Annotated in this window: 17 protein-coding genes; 12 read left to right on the forward strand and 5 right to left on the reverse strand. The window is 63.7% G+C overall.

Going from position 1 to position 22,055, the window contains the following annotated elements; genetic code table 11:
- Positions 1-4: 4 nt before the first annotated feature.
- The 12 genes from ACXYN8_RS06770 (at position 5) to ACXYN8_RS06825 (ending at position 15,664) form a co-directional block, all read left to right on the forward strand.
- Positions 5-1,525, forward strand: a complete 1,521-nt coding sequence (locus tag ACXYN8_RS06770; RefSeq protein ID WP_458888575.1) for an acyl-CoA ligase (AMP-forming), exosortase A system-associated — start codon at positions 5-7, stop codon at positions 1,523-1,525.
- Positions 1,522-2,748, forward strand: coding sequence for a pyridoxal-dependent decarboxylase, exosortase A system-associated (locus ACXYN8_RS06775; protein ID WP_458888576.1), 1,227 nt, complete (start codon positions 1,522-1,524; stop codon positions 2,746-2,748). Before ACXYN8_RS06770 ends, ACXYN8_RS06775 begins: the two co-directional genes overlap by 4 nt.
- Before the next feature lie 183 nt (positions 2,749-2,931).
- Complete coding sequence (locus tag ACXYN8_RS06780) at positions 2,932-3,576, forward strand: XrtA/PEP-CTERM system exopolysaccharide export protein (RefSeq protein ID WP_458888577.1); 645 nt, start codon at positions 2,932-2,934, stop codon at positions 3,574-3,576.
- A 16-nt stretch (positions 3,577-3,592) separates the two neighbouring features.
- On the forward strand, positions 3,593-5,122 hold the full coding sequence (locus ACXYN8_RS06785; RefSeq protein ID WP_458888579.1) for an XrtA system polysaccharide chain length determinant: 1,530 nt from the start codon (positions 3,593-3,595) through the stop codon (positions 5,120-5,122).
- Positions 5,123-5,135: 13 nt separating this feature from the next.
- The gene (locus ACXYN8_RS06790) at positions 5,136-6,146 is read left to right on the forward strand and encodes a P-loop NTPase family protein (protein WP_458888580.1); all 1,011 of its coding nucleotides are present in this window, start codon (positions 5,136-5,138) and stop codon (positions 6,144-6,146) included.
- 2 nt (positions 6,147-6,148) lie between these two features.
- Positions 6,149-7,798, forward strand: coding sequence for a porin family protein (locus tag ACXYN8_RS06795; protein ID WP_458888582.1), 1,650 nt, complete (start codon positions 6,149-6,151; stop codon positions 7,796-7,798).
- A gap of 20 nt (positions 7,799-7,818) precedes the next feature.
- On the forward strand, positions 7,819-9,021 hold the full coding sequence (locus ACXYN8_RS06800; protein ID WP_458888583.1) for an XrtA/PEP-CTERM system-associated ATPase: 1,203 nt from the start codon (positions 7,819-7,821) through the stop codon (positions 9,019-9,021).
- A 32-nt stretch (positions 9,022-9,053) separates the two neighbouring features.
- A complete protein-coding gene (locus ACXYN8_RS06805; protein ID WP_458888921.1) occupies positions 9,054-9,911 on the forward strand; it encodes an XrtA system polysaccharide deacetylase in 858 nt (285 codons plus the stop codon).
- A complete protein-coding gene (locus ACXYN8_RS06810) occupies positions 9,908-10,966 on the forward strand; it encodes a FemAB family XrtA/PEP-CTERM system-associated protein (RefSeq protein ID WP_458888584.1) in 1,059 nt (352 codons plus the stop codon). The genes ACXYN8_RS06805 and ACXYN8_RS06810 overlap by 4 nt, the downstream gene beginning before the upstream one ends.
- Positions 10,967-10,979: 13 nt before the next feature.
- Entirely contained in the window at positions 10,980-12,206 is a 1,227-nt protein-coding gene (locus tag ACXYN8_RS06815; protein WP_458888585.1) for a TIGR03087 family PEP-CTERM/XrtA system glycosyltransferase, read from the forward strand.
- Positions 12,207-12,219: 13 nt separating this feature from the next.
- A complete protein-coding gene (gene xrtA, locus ACXYN8_RS06820; RefSeq protein ID WP_458888586.1) occupies positions 12,220-13,758 on the forward strand; it encodes an exosortase A in 1,539 nt (512 codons plus the stop codon).
- A 10-nt stretch (positions 13,759-13,768) separates the two neighbouring features.
- Complete coding sequence (locus tag ACXYN8_RS06825; RefSeq protein WP_458888587.1) at positions 13,769-15,664, forward strand: XrtA/PEP-CTERM system amidotransferase; 1,896 nt, start codon at positions 13,769-13,771, stop codon at positions 15,662-15,664.
- On the opposite strand, the gene ACXYN8_RS06830 is transcribed toward ACXYN8_RS06825, so the two are convergent.
- From ACXYN8_RS06830 to ACXYN8_RS06850, 5 genes are all read right to left on the reverse strand, one after another.
- Positions 15,661-16,359 (reverse strand): pirin family protein, encoded by a 699-nt coding sequence (locus ACXYN8_RS06830; RefSeq protein ID WP_458888588.1) that lies wholly within the window; start codon positions 16,357-16,359, stop codon positions 15,661-15,663. The two genes, ACXYN8_RS06825 and ACXYN8_RS06830, sit on opposite strands and share 4 nt — an antisense overlap.
- 81 nt (positions 16,360-16,440) lie before the next feature.
- On the reverse strand, positions 16,441-17,559 hold the full coding sequence (zapE, locus tag ACXYN8_RS06835) for a cell division protein ZapE (protein ID WP_458888589.1): 1,119 nt from the start codon (positions 17,557-17,559) through the stop codon (positions 16,441-16,443).
- Positions 17,556-18,011 carry a PaaI family thioesterase gene (locus ACXYN8_RS06840; protein ID WP_458888590.1) on the reverse strand — a complete coding sequence of 152 codons (456 nt, stop codon included), beginning with the start codon at positions 18,009-18,011 and terminating at the stop codon, positions 17,556-17,558. The genes zapE and ACXYN8_RS06840 overlap by 4 nt, the downstream gene beginning before the upstream one ends.
- Before the next feature lie 7 nt (positions 18,012-18,018).
- Positions 18,019-18,801 (reverse strand): succinate dehydrogenase iron-sulfur subunit, encoded by a 783-nt coding sequence (locus ACXYN8_RS06845; RefSeq protein ID WP_458888591.1) that lies wholly within the window; start codon positions 18,799-18,801, stop codon positions 18,019-18,021.
- 130 nt (positions 18,802-18,931) lie between these two features.
- Positions 18,932-21,628 (reverse strand): Rne/Rng family ribonuclease, encoded by a 2,697-nt coding sequence (locus ACXYN8_RS06850; protein ID WP_458888592.1) that lies wholly within the window; start codon positions 21,626-21,628, stop codon positions 18,932-18,934.
- Between the last annotated feature and the right edge of the window lie 427 nt (positions 21,629-22,055).

Here is a 22,055-nt window from a genome sequence, read left to right on the forward strand (position 1 = left end):
TTCCTTGCCCGTCGCGCTCGATCCCGAACCCAGGCCGCTCGATCATCTTGCCACTTGCGGGCAGGATGATGCGCCTGCGCTGGTCCTGCGCAGCGAGGTGCTTAGCTACAAGGAGTTAAACTCCCGTGTCGGGAAGATGGCGGACTGTCTGGCAAAGCGGTTCGGTTCGAACGGCGCGCGTGTGGCGAGTTGGGCGGGCAAGGGGGAACTCACCTGCCTTATGCCACTGGCCACGGCGCGGGCGGGGCTGATCCATGTGCCGATCAACCCGCTGCTCAAGCGGGCGCAAGTGGCCCATATCCTCGCGGATAGCGGAGCGAGAGGGCTGATTGCCAACAACGGGCGGATCGACTCTCTGGAAGCGGGCGATGCGCCGGGCGATTGCGCCGTGATCGAGGACACGGCTTTTCTCGCGGAAGCAGCGCGGTGCGACCCTTCTCCGCTCTCGCAGCGCGATCCGCAGGATCTCGCGGCAATCCTTTACACCAGCGGTTCGACGGGCCGGCCCAAGGGGGTCATGCTCAGCCATGCCAATATGTGGCTCGGCGCAGTCAGCGTGGCGAGTTACCTGCGGCTCGAATCCGACGACGTCGTGCTCGGCGTGCTGCCCCTGTCATTCGATTACGGTCAGAACCAGCTTCTGAGCACCTGGTACGCTGGCGGGCGCGTGGCGCCGCTCGATTACCTCATGCCGCGTGACGTCATAAAGGCCTGTGCAAAGCATGGCGTCACGACACTTGCCGCGGTCCCGCCGCTTTGGTCGCAGCTGACCGAACTCGACTGGCCGGAGGAGGTCGCCGCGACCATGCGCCGTCTGACGAACAGCGGCGGTGCCTTGACGGAACCGATGGTGCGGCGCTTGCAAGAACTCTTTCCGGCGGCGAACATCTATCCGATGTATGGTCTGACGGAGGCATTTCGCTCGACCTATCTCGAACCGGAACTGGTTGACGCAAACCCGACATCGATGGGTCGGGCGATCCCGTTCGCAGAAATCCTTGTCGTTGATGACCAAGGCCAGATCACGGCCGACGATCAGGAGGGCGAACTTGTCCATTGCGGTCCTTTGGTCGCGCAAGGGTACTGGCAGGATGCAGAGCGGACGGCGGAGCGGTTCCGGCCTGCTCCCCCTGCATCGACGCACGGCGGGACGGCGGTATGGTCAGGCGACCGCGTGACGCGATCGGCCAGCGGGTTACTCTATTTCGCTGGCCGCCGCGACGCGATGATAAAGTCCGCGGGCAATCGGATCAGTCCGCAGGAGCTTGAGGATTGCGCCATCGCCTCGGGCGTCGTCTCGCAGGCAGTTGCTCTGGGTATTCCCGATGAACGCCTTGGACACGCCATCCATCTCATCGCGACCCCACGAGGCGAGGGCGACGTCGCGGAAGCACTTATCGCCCATCTGAAGCGGGAATTGCCCAACTTCATGCAGCCCAGCGCCATACACTGGCGCGATGCCATGCCGACCAATCCGAATGGAAAGATCGACAGAACAATGCTTTATCAGGAACTGACGTCGTGAAGCCAGTCGGCCCCATTCCTTCGGAATATACGGCGATCAAAGGTCAGCTTTCAGTCGGCGGCCTGACCACTTCGCAGTTGGTCGATGATGCGGGCCGCACGCCGCTGTTCGTGTATTCCCGCCAACTGCTGAGCGACCGTATCGCGTTGCTGCGGAAGCATCTGCCGGAGCGTGTCCGGGTCAACTACGCGGTCAAGGCCAATCCCCATCCGGATGTGCTGCGACATCTTGCCGGTCTCGTCGATGGTTTCGACATTGCTTCGAGTGGCGAACTGCGCATCCTGCAGGACTGCGGCATCGATCCCAGGCGCGTGAGCTTCGCTGGCCCCGGCAAGCGCGACGAGGAATTGCGCGCCGCGCTGACGAGCGGCGTTACTCTGAACTGCGAGAGCGAGGGCGAACTGGACCGTACGCTGGCAATCGCTGCGGAGACCAATACCACCGCCCGCATTGCCCTGCGCGTAAATCCCTCGTTCGAGATCAAGGGCTCGGGCATGAAGATGGGTGGCGGAGCCAAGCAATTCGGGATCGATGAGGATAAGGTGCCCGGCCTGGCGTGCAAGCTGATCTCGGCGGGAGCGGAATGGCGCGGGCTGCACATCTTCGCAGGCTCCCAAGCGCTGTCTGCGGATGCTATTATCGATACGCAGGCGCGTACGCTGGAGCTGGCCGCACGGATCGCCGGTGACGTGGGACTGCCGCTGCCGAAGTTGAACATGGGCGGCGGGTTCGGCATCCCGTACTTCCCCGGCGACGAACCGCTAAACCTCGATGCTGTGGGAAAAGCTCTTTCCAACGAACTGAGAAACCTGTCGAAACCACTTTCGGAAACTGAGCTGTGTGTCGAGCTCGGACGCTTCATCGCCGGACAGGCCGGAGTTTACCTGACCCGCATCGTCGACCGGAAGGAGAGCCACGGTACGACGTTTCTCATCACCGACGGCGGACTGCATCACCAGCTTGCTGCATCGGGCAATTTCGGCACGGTCGTACGGCGAAATTATCCGCTCGCCATCGCGAGCCGGTTCGATGCCGAGCCGGAAGAGGTCGTGAACGTTGTCGGATGCTTGTGCACCCCGCTCGACCGTCTGGCCGATCAGGCGCACTTGCCCCGCGCGGAAGTCGGCGACATCGTCGCAGTGTTCTGTGCCGGGGCCTATGGTGCCACGGCCAGTCCTTCGGCCTTTCTGGGCCACGGCCCGGCAGCAGAAATCCTCGTTTAGAAACCCTGCGCCCTCAGTCCAGAAATGAGACGGTGCCGTATTCGGCCCGCCGTTTCGCGTGGTTTTGCGCCAAGACTAACGGGATGTTCACCCTTTTCGACGATCAGCGCTTCTGAACCGATCTCCGCGGATCGGCCGGTCGGCGGCTGACGCGGAACAGGGCAGTTTTTGCAAGGGCTTTCCATGTCGATTTTCCGCACGAATCTTCCCGTCACCGCCATCGCCTTGAGCGGCCTTGTCCTCAGTGGCTGTGCATCTTCCACGGCGACCAACGAACTGCGCCCCGCGCAGTTCGTGACGGCGCAAGAGGGGCCGGGTGAAGAGTATGTGATCGGTCCGCTCGACGAGCTGACCATCCATGTCTGGCGCAATCCGGAACTGGGCGCGAAGGTCCAGGTCCGCCCTGACGGACGGATTACCACCCCGCTGGTTACCGACATGTCCGCCGTGGGCAAGACGCCGACCATGCTCCAGAACGACATCAAGGTCGCGCTGTCGCAATATATCCAGGACCCGATCGTTTCGGTCATCGTCAACGAATTTGCCGGGACGTTCAGTCAGCAGATCCGCGTCGTCGGCGCGACCGAGAAGCCGGCTTCCATTCCCTACCGCGCCAACATGACGATTCTCGACGCGATGATCGCGGTTGGCGGCCTTTCGGAATATGCCTCCGGTAACCGCGCCAAGCTGATCCGGTTCGAAAAGCAGACCGGCGCGCAGAAGGAATACAAGCTGCGCCTTTCCGACCTCCTGAAGGATGGCGACAGCAGCGCCAACGTGATGCTCATGCCCGGCGATGTCGTGATTATCCCGGAAAGCATGTTCTGACCGGAAGCCGCATCCGATGAACCAGATCTTCGAAGAACTGCGCTCCGCCGCTTACTCGGTATGGCACCGACGGTGGCTGGTGATCGCCGTCGCCTGGGGCATTTGCGCTCTTGGCTGGCTGGCAGTCGCGATGGTTCCGAACAGCTACGAATCGCGCGCGCGTCTGTTCGTGCAGCTCGACGACGTGCTTGCCGACCAGATCGGCATCGGCGCGGGGAGCCGCCAGCGCGATATCGAACGCGTGCGCCAGACGCTCGTCAGCGCGGTCAATCTGGAACAGGTTATCAAGAACACGCGCATCGGTGAAACGGTCACCTCGCCGCGTGAAATGCAGATCGCGATCGAACGGCTCGCCAAGGACATCTCCGTCAAGTCCGAGCAGGACGATCTGTTCGAGATCACGGCAGCGTCCGGACGTTCCGAACTGTCCGAGGCGGAGAATGCGGTCCTGGCGCAGGACATCGTAACGAAGATGATCGACATCTTCCGCGAGGAGAACCTTACCAGCGGGCGCGGCGAGATGAGCGAAACGCTCGATTTCCTCGATCAGCAACTCGCTGCACGTCAGAAGGAACTCGAAGCGGCCGAGCAGAGCCGCCTCGCTTTCGAAGCCCAGCATCCCGACCTGATGGGCGGGGCCACGGCCATTGCGAGCAAGCTCGACACGACGCGCACCGAACTGCGCGGCGTGGAGGCCGACCTTGCCGCCGCGCAAAGCGCGCTTGCCTCGATCAACGGCCAGCTTGCCGGAACACCCCGCACCATCGCCATTCCCGGCGGGGCGGAAAGCGGCCCGGCGGCGGGGCTCGCGCAGGCGCAGGCCAATCTGGCAGGTCTGTGGGCACGCGGTCTGACCGACAGCCATCCCGACGTCGTTGCCGCGCGCAAGCAGGTGGAACTGATGCGCGAACAGCAGCTCATGTCGGGAGGCGGCGGGACCAGCTCCATGCCCAATCCGGCGTACAGTTCGCTTCTGTCGATCAAGTCGGAGCGCGATGCTAACCTGCAGGCGCTCAACGCCCGCCGCGCGGCGCTCCAGTCCGAGATCATGGCCACGACCGCGAGCCAGTCCGCGGAGCCTGCCGTTGCCGCAGAGGCGCAGCGCATCAGCCGCGACTACGAGGTGCTGCAGAAGAAATACGAAGAGTTGCTGCAGGATCGCGAAGAATTGAAACTGCGCGGACAGGTCGAAACCGAGCGTAGCGCCATCAAGTTCGAGGTTATCGATCCGCCCACAGCGCCTCGCTCGCCCGCAGCGCCGAACAGGCCGCTGTGGCTCTTCGGTGTGCTCGTTCTGGGGATTGCCGGCGGCATCGGTGCTGGGTTTGCCATCAGCCTGCTTCGAAATACCTTTGCGACGGCTGGCAAGCTGGAAGACGCGCTCGACCTGCCGGTGCTCGGCACGATCTCGATGACCTTCAACCAGGCCGGTCGCGAACTGCGCCGCAAGCGCGCGCGGCAGTTTGCGGGCGCGTGCGCGGGACTGGGCGGAATGTTCGTCCTGCTGCTTGTCGTCGAATTCGCCCAGCGCGTGACCGTGGCTTGAGGGGGCAGGGACTATGACTGAACACAGCAAGATCCCGCTGCCGAGCGGCAAGTCACTGCTCGAACGATCTCAGGCCGGGGACGACAAGGGCTTCAAGCCCGCGCCCGTGCCCGCAGATCTGATCGCCAAGGCTGGCAAGCGCATGGCCCGCCCCGCGATCAAGGTGCCGATGGTGAAGCCAGCGGTGGATGCGGATGCCGAGGAAACTTTGCCAACCCGCGCGGAAGAGGCCACCGCGCCCGCCGCGCGCGTGCCGGAGCCCGACCCCGTTTCGTTCAGCGGTCCCATCCAGACGGTCGATCGTGCGGGCCTGGCCGATCTCGGCATGATCGTGCCGGAAGCGCCCGTCAGCGGTCTGCTCGAAGAATTCCGTATCGTGAAACGGCAGGTGCTCCAGTCCGCGCGGCAGGGGCAGGCGTCGAGCGACGTGAAGACGCGCGAGCGCGCGCAGCGCGTGCTGGTCTGCTCGCCTCACACCGGTGAGGGAAAAACCTTCTGCGCCGTCAACCTTGCGCTCGCCATGGCGGCGGAGCGGGAGTGCGAAGTGGTGCTGGTTGACGCTGATGTCGCCAAGCCCAGCGTGCTTTCCACCCTCGGCCTGGCCACCGGTCCGGGGTTCCTCGACGCGATCGTCGATCCTCAGGCCAAGGTCGAGGATTTCGTGATCCGCACGGACATCCCCGGCCTGTTCGTTCTGCCTGCGGGCAAACAGACCGATGCCGACAGCGAATATATCGCCTCGGACACAACCGCAAAGGTGCTTGCCCGGCTGACGCAGGGTGCGCCCAGGCGCATCATCCTGTTCGACAGCCCGCCAGCGCTGGCTGCTTCGCCTGCCGCCGATCTGGCGCGTCACGCCGGGCAGGCGCTGCTGGTAGCGCGTGCGGACCGCACCGGTCAGTCCGCGCTGGAAGATGCCGTGCAACTGCTGTCGAACTGCCCGGATATCAAGCTGCTGCTCAATGCCGCGCACTTCAGCCCCAGCGGTCGCCGGTTTGGATCCTATTACGGATACGGCGGATGATCGTGGCAAAGGTGACCACTTTGCGCCTCGCTACCCTGTTTGTAGCCAGTGCTGTGCCGCAAACGGCATTCGCGCAGGATTCCTCCGGCCTGGACGAAGCTGGCACGCGCGGCAGTGCCGCTGCCCGCACCGAAGTGACGCCCTACATCGAAGTGGCACAGGTTCTGACGACGGAACTTTCGCCGGGTGACGATACTGTCACCTATTCGCGCGTGGCGGCGGGCGTCGAAGCCAATATCGTCGGCAACCGCACCGCTGGCGGCGTCTCGCTGCGCTACGAGCGGCGCATCGGTTACGGCGACGACAAGGTGCAGGGCGACTATCTCTCCGGCGTTGCGCGCATTTCCGCCGAAGTCGTGCCGCAAACGGTGACGGTGGACGCGGGCGCACTCGCCACCCGGTCCCGCTTCGACCGGGGCAATGTCTCGCCACTGGTCACGCAGGACGACAGCCAGACAAGCACCGTCTATTCCGTATACGCCGGTCCGAGCGTATCGACACGCGCGGGCGATGTCGCAGTCAATGCAGGTTATCGCGCGGGTTATACGCGCGTCGACAGCAACGATGCGGTCGCCATCAGGCCGGGCTCCGACCCGATCGACGCCTTTGACGAGAGCATCGTGCAGTCAGCCCAGCTCAGCGCTGGAACGCGCGCGGGCGAGGTTCTGCCTGTCGGCGTTACTGCGGCGGCAGGCCTTTTTCAGGAGGATATCTCCAATCTCGATCAGCGGGCGCGCGATCTCTACGGCCGCGTCGACGTGACCGTACCGATCACGCGCGACGTCGCCCTGATGGGCGGTGTGGGTTACGAGAATGTCGAGCTATCGAGCCGGGACGCGGTTCGCGAAGCCTCCGGTGCAGCGGTCATCGGGAACGATGGCCGCTACGTGACCGACGGCACCGCACCGCGGCGTATCGCTTACGAAGCGGACGGCATTATCTGGGACGCAGGCGTGATGTGGCGCCCCAGCAACCGTACCGCACTGGAAGCCCACGTCGGTCGCCGCTACGGCTCGACGACCTATTACGGCAGCTTCGGTTATCGGCCGAACCAGCGGCTTTCGATCAACGTGTCGGCCTATGACAATGTTACCGGGTTCGGCGGCCAGATCACCAATGCGCTGGACAACCTGCCCACCAGCTTCCGCGCAATCCGCAATTCCGTTACTGGCGATCTCGACAATTGCGTGGCGAGCGAGGAGGGCGGCAACTGCCTTTCCGGCGTGCTTGGATCGGTCCGTTCCTCGCTATTCCGCGGTCGGGGCGTGCAGGTCAGCGCCACGGAGCAGCTTGGCCGCATTTCCACCGGCATCGGCGCCGGATACGACCGTCGCCGCTTCTATGCCGCGCAGGGCACCGTCCTGGAGGCAGCCGACGGTCTCACAGACGAAACCTATTGGGTGAATGCCTTCGTCGGCGCGCAGCTGGACCGGCGCTCCAGCTTCAGCGGGACAATCTACGCCAACTGGTTCGAAAGCGGGCTCAGCCCGTTGAACGACGCCACGATCTACGGCGCGAACGGGATCTACGCTCGCAATATTCTCGATGCGCTTGAAGGCTCCGTCGCGGTCAGCCTCGATGGCATTACCCGCGATCAGCTCGAAGACTACTGGACCGCCTCGGCCCAGCTCGGCCTGCGCTATTCGTTCTGAGGTCGCACAAGGAAAGAATGATGTTCGAAGACTTTTACGGCCTCCACGCCAAGCCTTTCCAGCTTACGCCGGACCCGGCCTTTTATTTCCCCAGCGGCACGCACCGCAAGGCGCTGTCCTACCTGCAATACGGTCTGGCGCAGAGCGAAGGCTTCATTGTCATCACCGGTGAGGTCGGGGCAGGCAAGTCGACGCTGGTAGCGCATCTCGTCTCCAGCGTGTCGCCCGAAGAGCTGACCATCGGGCAGATCGTTACCAGCAAGCTGGACGAGGACGAGATCATTCACGTCGTCGCGCGCAGTTTCGGCCTCGACATCGACGGGCATGACAAGGCCTCCGCGCTCGCCGCCATCGAGGGGTTCCTCCACAGCGAGGCGCGCGAGGGGCGTCGCTGCCTGCTGGTGATGGACGAATCCCAGAACCTTTCGGTCGATGCGCTGGAAGAGCTGCGGATGCTCTCCAATTTTCAGCTCGGCTCTCACCCGCTGCTGCAAACGCTGCTTCTGGGGCAACCGGAGTTTCGCGACACGCTGCAGAACAGCAACGCGCTGGAGCAGCTGCGCCAGCGGGTTATCGCCACGCATCACCTCGACCCGATGGAAGCGGAGGAGATCGAGCCCTACATCAAGCACCGTCTCGCCCACGTAGGGTGGCAGGGCAATCCGGCATGGGATCAGCGTGTTTTCACGGAGCTCGCCAAGGCTACCGGCGGGGTGCCACGCAAGATCAACCAGCTCGCCAATCGGCTGATGCTGCTTGGCGCGGTGGAGCAGCGCTCGCGCATCGATGCAGCCATGCTCAAGGCCGTCCTCGACGAGATGAGCGAGGACAATGCCTTTCCCGCCGCTGCGCCGAAGCCGATGCCGAAGCCGGGCCCGGCTCCGGAACCGATCAAGGTGCAGCGCCGCTCCCTCGGTCGTCGGCGCGAAGACGCCAGCCTGGCGGACCTGGCTGCAAAGGCAGTCGATCCGGACGAGGTGGTCGCGCTGATCAAGGACCGTGATGACAAGATTGCCGAACTGCAACAGGCGGTTATCGAACTCTCCGACGAACTTTCCTCCATACAGGCAGCGAAGGGCTCGAGCGGTGACGGCGAGGATCTGAACGACCGCTTCGCTGCGCTCGAAGCCAAGCTCTCCGAACAGGAAGCGGCCATGCGCCACACGCTGATCATGCTGATCGAGTGGGTCGAGGGTGAAACCGGCGCCTCCATGGCGGCGTGACGGAGGAACCGCGCGTGTCCTCCTTCCCCCGCATCGTGAACGGCCTGTCGGTCGATGTCGAAGACTGGTTCCAGGTCGGCGCGTTCGAGGACGTGATTGCGCGCGACGACTGGTCGGGCCTGACTGACCGGGTCGATCGCAACACGCGCGAAGTGCTCGACCTGTTCGATGCAGCCGACGTCAAGGCGACATTCTTCACGCTGGGATGGGTGGCAAAACGCCACGGCGCCTTGATGCAGGACATTGTCGCACGCGGACACGAACTTGCCAGCCACGGCTGGGACCACGCGCGAGTTTTTACGCTTGATCGGAAGGCGTTCGCAAAGGACCTTGAGATCTCGCGCAAGGTGCTGGAGGATGCATCAGGCGTTAGCATTTCCGGGTATCGAGCACCCAGTTTCTCGATCGATCATCGCACGCCGTGGGCCTACGCCGAACTTGCGGAACAGGGCTATGTCTACTCCAGCAGCGTCGCTCCGATTGCCCATGACCATTACGGCTGGCGCGAAGCCCCGCGTTTCGCTTTCAAGCCGCTGCCCTGGGCCGACATCGTGGAAATCCCCGTCACCACTGCGGAGTTCGCTGGCAAGCGCCTGGCCGCAGGGGGAGGGGGCTTCTTCCGCGTGCTCCCATACGCCTTCTCGCGCTGGGCCATCCGGCAGGTGAACACGCGCGACCAGCGACCGGCAGTTTTTTACTTCCACCCGTGGGAGATCGACCCCGGCCAGCCCCGCGTTGCCGGAGCACGCCTGAAATCGCGCCTGCGTCACTACACCAATCTCGACACAATGGCGGACAAGCTGCGCGACGTCATCGCCGAGTTCGAGTGGAGCCGTATGGATGTAATCGCGCACCGGGAGGCGCAGCGCGTTGCCGCCGAGGCGGCATGAACGCGCCGTTCCGCCATATCGGACCAACAGTCGGGCAAGTCCGGCTCGATCAGCCTGACGAGGTCGCGCGGATCGAAGCGTTCGTCGCGGCAAATGGCGGCAGCGTGTTCCATCGTCCGGCATGGTTGACGGCGATTGCCGAAGGAACCGGAAACGAGCCATTGGGCCTTCTGGCAACGGAAGGTGCTGCGATCCGGGGTTGGCTCCCCCTCCACCTCATTCACTGCCCGATCTTCGGACGGATGCTCGCGTCGAGCGGTTTCGCAGTCGGAGGCGGCATCCTGGCAAGCGACGCTCGCGCCGCGCGCGCATTGCACCTAGCGGCTGAAGACCTCGCGATTGCGCGTTCCTGTCCGACGATCGAACTGCGCGGCGGCATGACGCCCGACGGCTGGGATGCAATTTCGGGCAAACACAGCGGCTTCGCCAGCGATCTTGCCGACGACGACGAGGCGCAACTCCTCTCCATTCCACGCAAGCAGCGCGCGGAGGTTCGCAAGGGACTGGCGAACGATCTCGAGGTGCGGATCGGTAAGGGCGAACAGGACCGCGCCTCGCATTACTCCGTTTACGCGGAGAGCGTTCGCAATCTCGGCACGCCGGTGTTTCCGCGCGCCCTGTTTGATGCGGTGCTGGACTGCCTGGACGCGGATATTCTCACCGTTCTGCACGAAGGCGCGCCGGTCGCCAGCGTACTGTCGCTCTACCATGACGGCGCTGTACTGCCGTATTGGGGCGGTGGTACGCCTTCCGCCCGCTTCCTGCGCGCCAACGACGTGATGTATTATCGGCTCATGCTCCACGCGGGGAAGCGCGGGTGCTCACGGTTCGATTTTGGCCGATCCAAGACCGGAAGCGGGCCTTACAACTTCAAGAGAAACTGGGGATTCGAACCGCAACCTCTGACCTATTCTCGCTGGAACCAACCCGGAACGCCGCAGCGGGACGCCGATCCGACGAGCGCGGGCAACAGCCTCCTCAGCGCTTTGTGGCAGAAGCTGCCACTGCCAGTCGCAAACCGGCTTGGTCCCATGATCTCGCGCGGGCTGGGCTGAGAAGCGCACATCAATGGGCGACATTCTCTTCCTAGCGCATCGCGTGCCATGGCCGCCCGACCGGGGGGACAAGATCCGGTCGCACCATCTGCTCAAATCCCTGGCCCAGCTGGCGCCGGTGCATCTCGCCTGCTTCGGCGAGAGCGATGCCGACATGAACGCCGCCGGATGGCTGAACGACAACTGCGCCAGCCACTGCCTGGTTCGCCGCAGCAAGCCGATGGCGGTCGCGGGGGCACAGGCACTTCTGCGCGGCCTGCCGGTAAGCCTGACGGCGTTCCATAACCCCGCAATCTCGCGCTTCGTCGAGCGCACGATAGCGGAACGCAATATCGAAACAGTTTTCGTTTTCTCCGGGCAGATGGGGCAATACATCCCTGCCAGCTTTGGCCGGCGCGTCGTGATCGACCTTTGCGACGTCGATTCTGCCAAGTTCGAAGCCTACGCCAAGGATGGCCAAGGTCCGCGCAGCTGGATCGATGCGCGCGAAGGACGTCTCCTCGCCAGTGAAGAACGAAAGCTCGCGCGACGCGCGGCGGTCACCCTTCTCGTAAGCGAGAGCGAGGCTGAGCTGCTGCGCCAGCGGATCGACGCTCCCGAAGCGAAGGTGGCAGCGGTGTCCAACGGCATAGACGCCACCCATTTCGATCCCGCCGAGGTTTCCGACGGTTCGCCGTACACAGGCGAGGGGCCGCACTTCGTCTTCACCGGGCAGATGGACTACGCCCCGAACGTCGCCGCGGCACAGCGGGCAGCCAGGCATATACTTCCGCTCGTCCGGAAACGCCTGCCTGCCTCACATTTCCACATCGTCGGACGCGCTCCTACGGGAGAAGTCAGGGCACTTGACCGCGTCGCCGGTGTGACCGTCTGGGGCGAAGTTGCGGACGTGCGCCCCTTCATCGCGCATGCAACGGCGATGGTGGCTCCTCTTGCGATTGCGCGTGGCGTGCAAAACAAGGTGCTGGAAGGCATGGCGATGAAATGCGCTGTCGTGCTCACGCCGCAGGCCGCGACGGGGATCGGTGCCACGGATGGCGAACATTTGCTGATCGGAGAGCGCGACGAACAGCTCGCGGAACACCTCGTCAGCCTGTGCACCGATCCTGCGAAGCGATCTGCGATTGCCATGTCCGCTCGCAAATTCGTGCTGGTGCACAAGAGTTGGGATGCGCAATTGGCCGCTCTCCCGCAACTGGTGCTGCCGCGACCGACGGCTGAGACGCGCGATGCCGCATGAAGCCGCTGTGCCTATGGGCGGCGCTGCCAAACCGGGTTCGCGCACCATCCCGCGTGAGTGGCAATCGGCGCTGAAGCGTCTGGCCCTTGTCGCCGCGGCGCTGGTCATTCTGGCAGGTCGCGACTGGGCCAACATGCTGGGGCAATGGTGGAACAGTTCCACCTACAACCATATCCTGCTGGTGCCGTTGATACTCGGCTGGCTGGTCGCGATGCGTTGGGAGCAAGTGCGAACGGTCGCACCGCGGGTCTGGTGGCCGGGTCTGATCGGTCTGGCGGGGACGTGCTTCGTCTGGCTGCTTTCGCGGCTCGCTGGTTTCGATCTCGGCGCGCAGGCTGCGGCGGTGGCGATGCTTCAGTTCGCGGTCATCACGGCGTTGGGTCTTCGGGCCAGCTATGCCTTGATATTTCCGATCTTGTACATGGTCTTCCTCGTTCCGTTCGGTGACGAACTGGTCCCCACCATGCAGATGGTCACGGCCCGGATCGTCATCTGGCTCACTCACGCAAGCGGCATTCCGGCGGAGATCGACGGGGTCTTCATCGACACCCCAGCGGGACTTTTCGAGGTGGCAGAGGCCTGCTCCGGAGTGAAGTTCCTCGTCGCGATGGTGGCGCTGGGGGCGCTTGTCTGCAACGTCGCGTTCCGAAGCTGGAAACGGCGTGCGGGCTTCTTGGCCTTGGCTATCGCGGTCCCGATCGTTGCCAACGGGCTAAGAGCCTGGGGCACGATCTACATGGCGCAGATCGTGGGCATCGACCGGGCCGCCGGCTTCGACCATATCATTTACGGTTGGATCTTCTTCGCACTCGTCATGGCACTTACGCTGGCGCTCGGCTGGCGGTTCTTCGACCGCGCGCCGGGGGCGGCGGTGGTGGATCTGGAGGCGATCCGCTCCAACCGGTGGATCGCGGCATTGGAACGTCGCGAGGTCTTGCCCCGATTCTTAATCCTGGCGACGGGGGCATTGGTTCTGATCACCGGAGGCTGGGCGTACCTCGCCAGCGCCAGTCGCGCACAGGTGCCGGAGCAGATCTATGCACCCGCCGTTCCGGGCTGGACGCAGGAAGACTACGCGCCCGATATCTGGTGGGAACCGCGTGCGAGCGGAGCCGACCATCGCATCCTTGCCCGCTATCGCAGCGGGGACGGTCAGACCGTCGACCTGTTCGTAGCCATGTATTCGCACACTTCGGACGAAGCAGATCCGGCGAGCTATGGCGAAGGCGCCCTTACTCCGGACAGCCCCTGGCGCTGGTTGCAGGATGCTGCGCCCCTTGCCGGGCTGCCGACGACCGTCATGCAAGCCGAGGGCACGACAAGGCGATCCGCCGCCACGGCTTTCATCCGAGACGGGAAGATCAGCGCCTCCCGCGCCCAGTTCAAACTCGGCGTGCTGACAGACAAGCTGCTGTTCGATGCGCAGCCGGTTGCGATGGTCATAGTCTCCGGTGAAGGCAGTGAAGTCACCTCTCGCAGGGCAATGGGGCAATTCCTGCGCGATGCCGGCGGGCCGGGCGCGATAGTAGACGCAGCGATGCACGGGCAGTAACGCAAGCACCATGTGCGGCATCGCCGGGATCTTTCACTGCGGAACGGCCAAGCCGGTCGATCCCGCGCGCATCGGCCGCATGACGGATGCGCTCGCTCATCGTGGGCCGGACGGATCGGGCGTGTGGACCGCGCAGGGCGTGGGCCTCGGCCATCGCCGCCTCTCCATCATCGATCTCGAAGGCTCGCCGCAGCCGATGCATTCGACGGACGAGCAGGCCACGATCGTCTTCAACGGCGAGATCTATAACTTCCGCGAGTTGCGGAAGGAGCTTGTCGCACAAGGCACAAATTTCCGCACGGACGGCGACACCGAAGTCATCCTTGCGGCGTACGCGCGCTGGGGCGTGGACTGTCTCGAACACCTGCACGGAATGTTCGCCTTCGCGCTCTACGACCATCGCCAGCGCCGCCTCTTGCTGGCGCGCGACAGACTGGGCGTGAAGCCATTGTTCTATGCGGAACTCAGCGACGGCAGCGTCGCGTTCGCTTCGGAACTCAAGGGCTTGCTGGCGCATCCGCAGTTGCGGCGCGACGTCGATCCGCTCGCCATCGAGGACTATCTGACCTGGGGCTACGTTCCTGACCATCGCAGCATTCTGAAGTCGGTTCGCAAGTTGCCAGCGGGTCATGCCATGCTGCTGGAGCACGACAAGCCCCTACCGCAACCGCGCCAGTGGTGGGACGTGTCCTTTGCAGAACGCGACACTCGCAAACCCGCCGATATCGAGGCGGAATTGCTCTACCTGATGCGGCAGGCGGTCACGTCGCGCATGGTGGCGGACGTACCGCTTGGGGCGTTCCTCTCCGGCGGGGTAGACTCCTCCTCCGTCGTCGCGTTGATGGCGGAAGCGAGCCGTGCGCCTGTTCGCAGTTGCTCTATCGGCTTCGACGCTGCCGAGGTCGACGAAACGGGCCACGCCGAAAAGGTCGCATCACTGTTCGGCTGCGACCACCGTATGCGCAGGGTCGGCTCTGAGGATTTCGTCGAGATCGACCGCCTGAGCGCCATGTTCGATGAGCCTTTCGCCGATGCATCGGCCCTGCCGACCTGGCGGGTTTCGCAACTCGCGCGCGAGCAGGTCACCGTGGCGCTGTCCGGCGATGGGGCGGACGAAGCCTTTGCCGGTTACCGTCGCCAGGTGTTCCACGCGCGCGAAGAACAGGCGAGGGCGCTGCTTCCCTCCGCCGTGCGCCAGCCCGTATTCTCGGCGCTTGGACGGTTTTACCCGAAGGCCGACTGGGCCCCGCGACCGCTGCGGTTCAAATCGACATTCCAGTCACTCGCCAGCGACGGGGCGGAAGGTTACGCGCGGGCGCTCGCTATCACCTCACCTGAACAGCGAGAGCACCTTTACACTGACGACTTTGCCCGGATCCGGGGCGAATATCGGGCTGAGCATCCTTTGATCGCCATGATGGAGGGCGCACCCGCTCGAACCGGGCTGGACCGCGCGCAATATGCCGATCTGAAGTTCTGGCTTCCGGGCGACATTCTTACCAAGACCGACCGCACCAGCATGTCTGTAAGCCTCGAAGCGCGCGAGCCTTTGCTCGACCACCGCCTGATCGAATTCGCCGCGCGCCTGCCGCAACGGCAGCGCATTCGCGGCGCGCAAGGCAAGTACGTGCTCAAGAAAACGATGGAGAGCTACTTGCCCGACGACATCCTGTACCGGCCCAAGCAGGGCTTCGTGACGCCGGTCGCCCAATGGCTGCGCGGGCCGCTTGCGGGGGACGCGCGGGCGATTGCTCACAATGCGACAATCGCCCGCACGGGGTGGTTCGACCGCAAGCCGTTGGAGCGGATGGCCGAAGAACATATCTCCGGCCGCCGCGACCATGGCCGCACGCTGTGGCAGTTGCTGATGCTCGAACGATCGCTCAAGCATCTCGGTATAGACTAGCGCGCGTCGACCATCACGATTTCGCAATCGTCGATTGCCTCGACGGTAATCTCGTCTTCTCCGGTGATCGCCACACCGTCGCGCGGCTGCGCTTCGACCCCGTTCACGCGGATGCGGCCAGTGGGCGAAACGAGATACTGGTGGCGCGAGCCATCGGTCTGCCACACGGCGCTTTGCCCAGCCTCGAGCGTCGCGGCCGCGACCTTCGCGTCGGTGCGGATCGGCAAGGCGTCGTCCGCGTCGGGTGTGCCGCTGGCGACGATGGAGAACCCGCCCGCCCGGTTGGAGCGCGGGAATTCGCGCTGGCCCCATCCGGGTGCCTCACCCTGTCGGTCGGGCATGATCCAGATCTGGAACAGCGTCGTCGCTTCGTCTTCCAGGTTGTATTCCGCATGGGTGATACCGGTACCCGCGCTCATCACCTGCACGTCGCCAGCGCCGGTGCGGCCCTGATTTCCGAGCGAATCCTTGTGCGTGATCGCTCCGGTACGAACGAAGGTGACGATCTCCATGTCGCTGTGCGGGTGAGGGGGGAAGCCGCTGCGCGCGGCAATCGTGTCATCGTTCCACACGCGAATGCTGCCCCAGCCCATGCGGTTGGGATCGTAGTAATTCGCGAAGCTGAAATGATGGCGGGCGTCCAGCCAGCCGTGGTCGGCAGCACCAAGGCTGTCGAAGGGTCGGACGTCGATCATGGCAATCATCCACCTCGGCGGGTCTGGAGTGAAAAGGGGGACCGCCGGAATACGCCTGAGGTAGTCAGCGCCGGAGCGGTTTCAAGCCTCCGCGCCGTGTCCCAGCGCAAGGTACGCCTCGCTCTGCATTTCCTTCAAGCGGCTGACCGTGCGGTCGAACTCGAAGCTGCCTTCGCCAGAGGTGTACAGCTCCTCCGGGTCCGCAGCGGCGGTGGCGAACAGTTTTACGCGATTTTCGTAAAGCGCATCGATCAGCTTGGTGAAACGGATCGCCTCGTTGTGGTTCTCCGGCCCCATGCGGGGAATGCCGACGACGATGACGGTGTGATAGGCGCGGGCGATCGCGAGATAGTCCGCCGCTCCACGGTTCTCGCGGCAAAGCCGGGCGAAGCTGAAAACGGCGACCCCTTTCAGGCTCTTCGGAACGTGCAAGGAGCGCCCCCCGCCAAGGTCAAGCTCCGTCGAGGGGACGTGATCGGCATCTTCGGGCTTGTAGTCGGTCAGACGGAAGAAAGCCTCGCGCACCTGCGCGGTCGCCTCCTCCCCCAGCGGCGTGTGCCAGCTGTCGAGCCCGCCAAGCCGGTCGAGGCGATAGTCGGTCGGTCCGTTCAGCTCGATCACGTCGAGTTCTTCTTCGATCAGGTCGATGAAGGGCAGGAAAAGGCTCCGGTTCAGCCCGTCCTTGTAGAGGTCGCGGGGCGGGCGGTTGGACGTGGTGACGACCGTCACGCCTACGTCGCGGATGAGAGCGGTGAAAAGGCGGCTCATGATCGCCGCATCGGCTGTGTTGTTTACCACCATTTCGTCGAATGCGAGGCAGCGCACTTTGTCTGCGATCTGCGCAGCGACCGGCATTATCGGGTCGCCGGTCTCCTTCGCCCGCTCGCCGCGGATCATCTCGTCGACATCCAGCATGAAGGCGTGGAAATGTACGCGGCGCTTGCGCTCGATATCGAGCGTCTCGATGAACAGGTCCATCAGCATCGACTTGCCGCGCCCGACGCCGCCCCAGATGTACAGGCCGCGCGGAAGGGCAGGCTTCTTGCCGAACAGGCCACCGAGCAGGCCCGGTTTTTCCGTTCTGCGTTCAAGCGAGCTTTGCAGATCGTCGAGCGCGGTGGCCGCCGCCTGCTGGTTCGGATCCGGCCGAAGCTCGCCCGCCGAAACCAATGCCATATAGCGGCGCAGCATTCCGCTCACTTTCGGGAAGCCTTGCGAATAATGCCGGAAAAGGCCGCGACCACATGATCGCTCTGGACGACTTCGCCGCGCAGGAACATCAATCGCCCGGTCTCTCGCACTTTCTCGACAACGGCATCCAACGGTTCGTCCATGCGCCCGGCACCAACAAACTGCGTCGACAACTCGAGCGTCACTGCCATGCCCGCATCCCCGTCGCCCAGCACGTGCATTCCGGCGAACAGGGCAATGTCGATCAGCGAAAGCGTCACCGCGCCGTGGATCATGTCCTGCAGGTTGGAGTGCCGCAATTCCGGCGTCATACGCAGGCGCGCACGGTCCCCGTCGCTGCGCACCTTGAGCGGCCCCATGACCTGCTGATTGAAGCGGCGGTCGTCGACCAAGTTCCAGCTGAACCAGCCCGGTTCACCGGGCACAGGCGCACAATCGAAAAAGCTCGGCGGGTTTTTCACCTGCCGGTCAGATGTGGCGTTCGGCCATCATCTTTTTCGTTTCGGCAATCGCCTTGGCCGGGGAAAGACCCTTCGGACAGACGTTCGCGCAGTTCATGATCGTGTGGCAGCGATAGAGGCGGAAGGGGTCTTCTAGCTCGTCGAGCCGCTCTCCCGTCATCTCGTCGCGGCTGTCTGCCAGCCAGCGATAGGCCTGGAGCAGGATTGCGGGGCCGAGAAACTTGTCGCTGTTCCACCAATAGCTGGGACATGCGGTCGAACAGCAGGCGCACAGGATGCACTCATAAAGCCCGTCGAGCTGCTCGCGCTGTTCCGGCGATTGCAGACGCTCCTTGCCGCTCGGCGTCGGAGATACCGTCTGCAACCAGGGCCGGATGGAGGCATACTGGGCGTAGAAGTGCGTGAAATCGGGAACGAGATCCTTGATCACTTCCATGTGGGGCAGGGGCGTGATGCGGATCTCGCCCTTCAGATCTTCGATCGCCGTGGTGCAGGCGAGCCCGTTCTTGCCGTTGAGGTTCATCGAGCACGAACCGCAGATGCCTTCGCGGCAAGACCTGCGGAAGGTCAGCGTCGGATCCATCTCGTTCTTGATCTTGAACAGCGCGTCGAGAACCATCGGACCACATTCGTCGAGGTCGATTTCAAAGGTGTCGTAGCGCGGGTTCTTGCCGCTGTCGGGATCGTAGCGATAGATCTTGAAGGATTTGACGCGGCTGGCCCCTTGCGCCCGGTGCACCTGCCCGGACTTGGTGATCTTGCTGTTCTTGGGGAGCGTGAAAGTGGCCATCGTCGTCTCGATCCAGCGTTGGTTTGGACGCCTATCTAACGCAAGTCCGGGCTAACTCAAGCGCCGGAGCCTCGCAAAATGGGAAAGTCCCGCGCGCAGGTTTTGCAACACCGTGCGCGGGATCTTTGGTTCATTCGCCGAAGGTGCGCTGCCACCAACCGCGGCGCGGCTTGGCTTCGCTGTCGCCAGCGGCATCGTTCGCAACGGGTTCGGCAACCTCCGCCTGAGCGGCAGCGACTTCCGGAGCCGGAGCGATCGGTGCGACTTCCGGCTCGGCTTCCGGCTTTGCTTCGACAGCGGCCTTGGCCTTGTCACGCGGCTTCTTCGGGGCGGTATCGGCCTTCGGCTTGCGCGTGCGCTTGGCCTTGGGCTTCTCCACGGTTTCCGCCGCTTCGGTCTGGGCCGCTTCGGCTGTCTGCGGAGCATCGTCCGGTCCGGCAACGACGGCGATGTCGTCCTGCAGTTGCTCTGCGACTTCATCGGTCGCTTCGACCTTCTTCTTGCGCGGCGCCCGCTTGCGCTTCGGCTTTTCGACCGGCGCTTCTTCCGCTTGCGGTTCGGCAGGCGTCTCGTCGCGAGTCACCGCCTCGGCCTCGGCTTCTGCGTCGCCTTCGGCATTGTCTTCCGAGACAGCGGCACCTTCGCCGTTCTTCTTCCGCCCGCGGCCACCGCGACGGCGGCGACGCTTCTTGCGCGGCTCGCCATCGTCCTCATTATCAGAGGGCGAGTCCTCGTCACGACCGCTGTCCGATCCGGCGTCCGAATTGGAGTCCGAGCCATTGTCCGACGTGGAGCTTTCGCCTTCGTCACCCGTGCGGCCCTTGTTGCGGCCACGACCGCCACGGCGGCGACGGCGCTTCTTCGAGCCACCGTTATCGTCGCCGCGTTCCTCGAACGTTTCCTCGTCGTCGTAATCTTCCTCGATCACCACATCGTCATCGTCGTCTTCGACAATCGGTTCGAACTTTGGCGGATCCTTGGGCTTCGGGCCGGAACTCTGGACGCGCATCTTCGCGCCTTCGTTCTCGCCTTCGGGGATCACTTCGACGGTGACGTTGTAGCGTTCCTCGATCTCGGCGAGGTCGGCGCGCTTGGCATTGAGCAGGTACACCGCCGCTTCGGTCGAAGCGTAAAGCGAAATCACCGAACCCTTGCCCTTGGCCGCTTCGTCCTCGATCAGGCGAAGGGCCGAAAGTCCCGCAGACGAGGCAAGGCGGACAAGCCCGGTCCCGTCGCAATGCGGACATTCGCGCGTCGTCGCTTCCAGCACCCCGGTGCGGAGACGCTGGCGGCTCATTTCCATGAGGCCGAAGCTGGAAATGCGACCGACCTGGATGCGCGCGCGGTCGTTCTTCAACGCGTCCTTCATCGCGCGTTCGACCTTCCGCACGTTGGAGGTGTAATCCATGTCGATGAAGTCGATCACGACGAGACCGGCCATGTCGCGCAGGCGCAGCTGGCGGGCGATCTCGCGCGCGGCTTCCAGATTGGTGTGCAGCGCGGTCTGCTCGATCCCGTGCTCCTTGGTCGACCGGCCCGAGTTGATGTCGATCGACACCAGCGCCTCGGTCGGGTTGATTATCAGGTAGCCACCGGATTTCAGCTGCACCATCGGATCGTACATGGCCGAAAGCTGATCTTCCGCGCCGTAGCGCTGGAACAGCGGCACCGGGTCCGAATAGGCCTTCACCCGCCGGGCGTGGCTAGGCATGAGCAGCTTCATGAAGGCCTTGGCGGCCTTGTAGCCTTCCTCCCCTTCGACGACCACTTCCTCGATCTCGCGATTATAGATGTCGCGGATGGCGCGCTTGATCAGGTCCGAATCCGAATGGATCATCGCCGGCGCGACCGAACCGAGCGTGTTTTCGCGTATCTCGTCCCACAGGCGGGCGAGATAGTCGAAGTCGCGCTTCACTTCCGTCTTGGTGCGGCTGAGGCCAGCGGTACGAACGATCAGCCCCATAGACTTCGGCAGGCTGAGATCGGAAACGATCTGCTTCAGACGCTTGCGGTCCGCCGCGCTCGAAATCTTGCGGCTGATACCGCCGCCATGGCTGCTGTTGGGCATCAGCACGGTGTAGCGACCGGCAAGGCTGAGATAGGTCGTCAGTGCGGCACCCTTGTTGCCGCGTTCTTCCTTGACGACCTGAACCAGCAGAACCTGGCGGCGCTGGATGACGTCCTGGATCTTGTAACGGCGGCGCAGCGCCATGCGCTTTTCGCGCACTTCGTCGACCTTCTTGTCGCGCGCCTTCTGCTGGCCGCGACCACGACCGCGTCCACGACGGCTACGGCCGCCATTGCCGCGAGAGCTTTCTTCCTCGTCGGGATCGTCGTCATCGTCGTCGTCGGAGCCATCGAGATGGCCTTCCTCGATCGTCGCGACGTCGTCCTTTTCGGACGTGTCAATTTCTTCGAGCCCGTCCTCGGCGATTTCCTCGGCGAGGGATTCGGAGCTTTCGTCATCGGCGTCGTATTCGTCGCCGGGCATTTCCCCGCGGTCTTCTTCCTCGGCGCGAAGACGCGCTTCCTCCTCGGCAGCTTCGGCTTCTTCCGCGAGCAGTGCTTCGCGGTCCGATTGCGGGATCTGGTAGTAGTCCGGGTGGATTTCGCTGAAGGCGAGGAAGCCATGGCGATTGCCGCCGAAGTCGACGAACGCAGCCTGAAGGCTGGGTTCGACCCTGGTTACCTTTGCGAGATAGATATTGCCCTTGATCTGCTTGTGATCAGCAGATTCAAAGTCGAATTCCTCAATACGATTGCCCTTGAGCACCGCCACCCGGGTTTCTTCCGCGTGGCGCGCATCGATCAACATGCGCGTAGCCATTCAAATGTCTCCGTCCGCGCGGCCTCGCCCCCTTGAGGAAGGAAGCGGCGCGGTTCTCTGTATGAAATCCGCCGATGGTGGAGCGATTGACGCTCGGTCGGGCGGATGGATGGTTCGGGCGGCCCGCGTAAAGCGGAGCCGCTGTGCGAATTGCGTCTGCGGAGATGAGAATGCGCGGATCGTTCCAGCGCGCTGTGCTGCACGGCGACACGGCGACACGGCCGGAAAGCCGTATCGTTCGCGCAAGTGCAGGACTTCTCATTTCGGCATCAACCTGTTCATTGCCGTCCGCTTTCTTCAGCAGACGGATTGCATAGGGCGGGGCGGGGCCTGCTGAGGTTGGCGGCAAAGAGTTCGGTAAAACGAACCATGCCGATCTGCTCAGCGGTCGCAACGCTTTGCACCGATATGGCTAGCAGCATGGGTT

This window comes from Altererythrobacter sp. CAU 1778 (assembly GCF_054482795.1).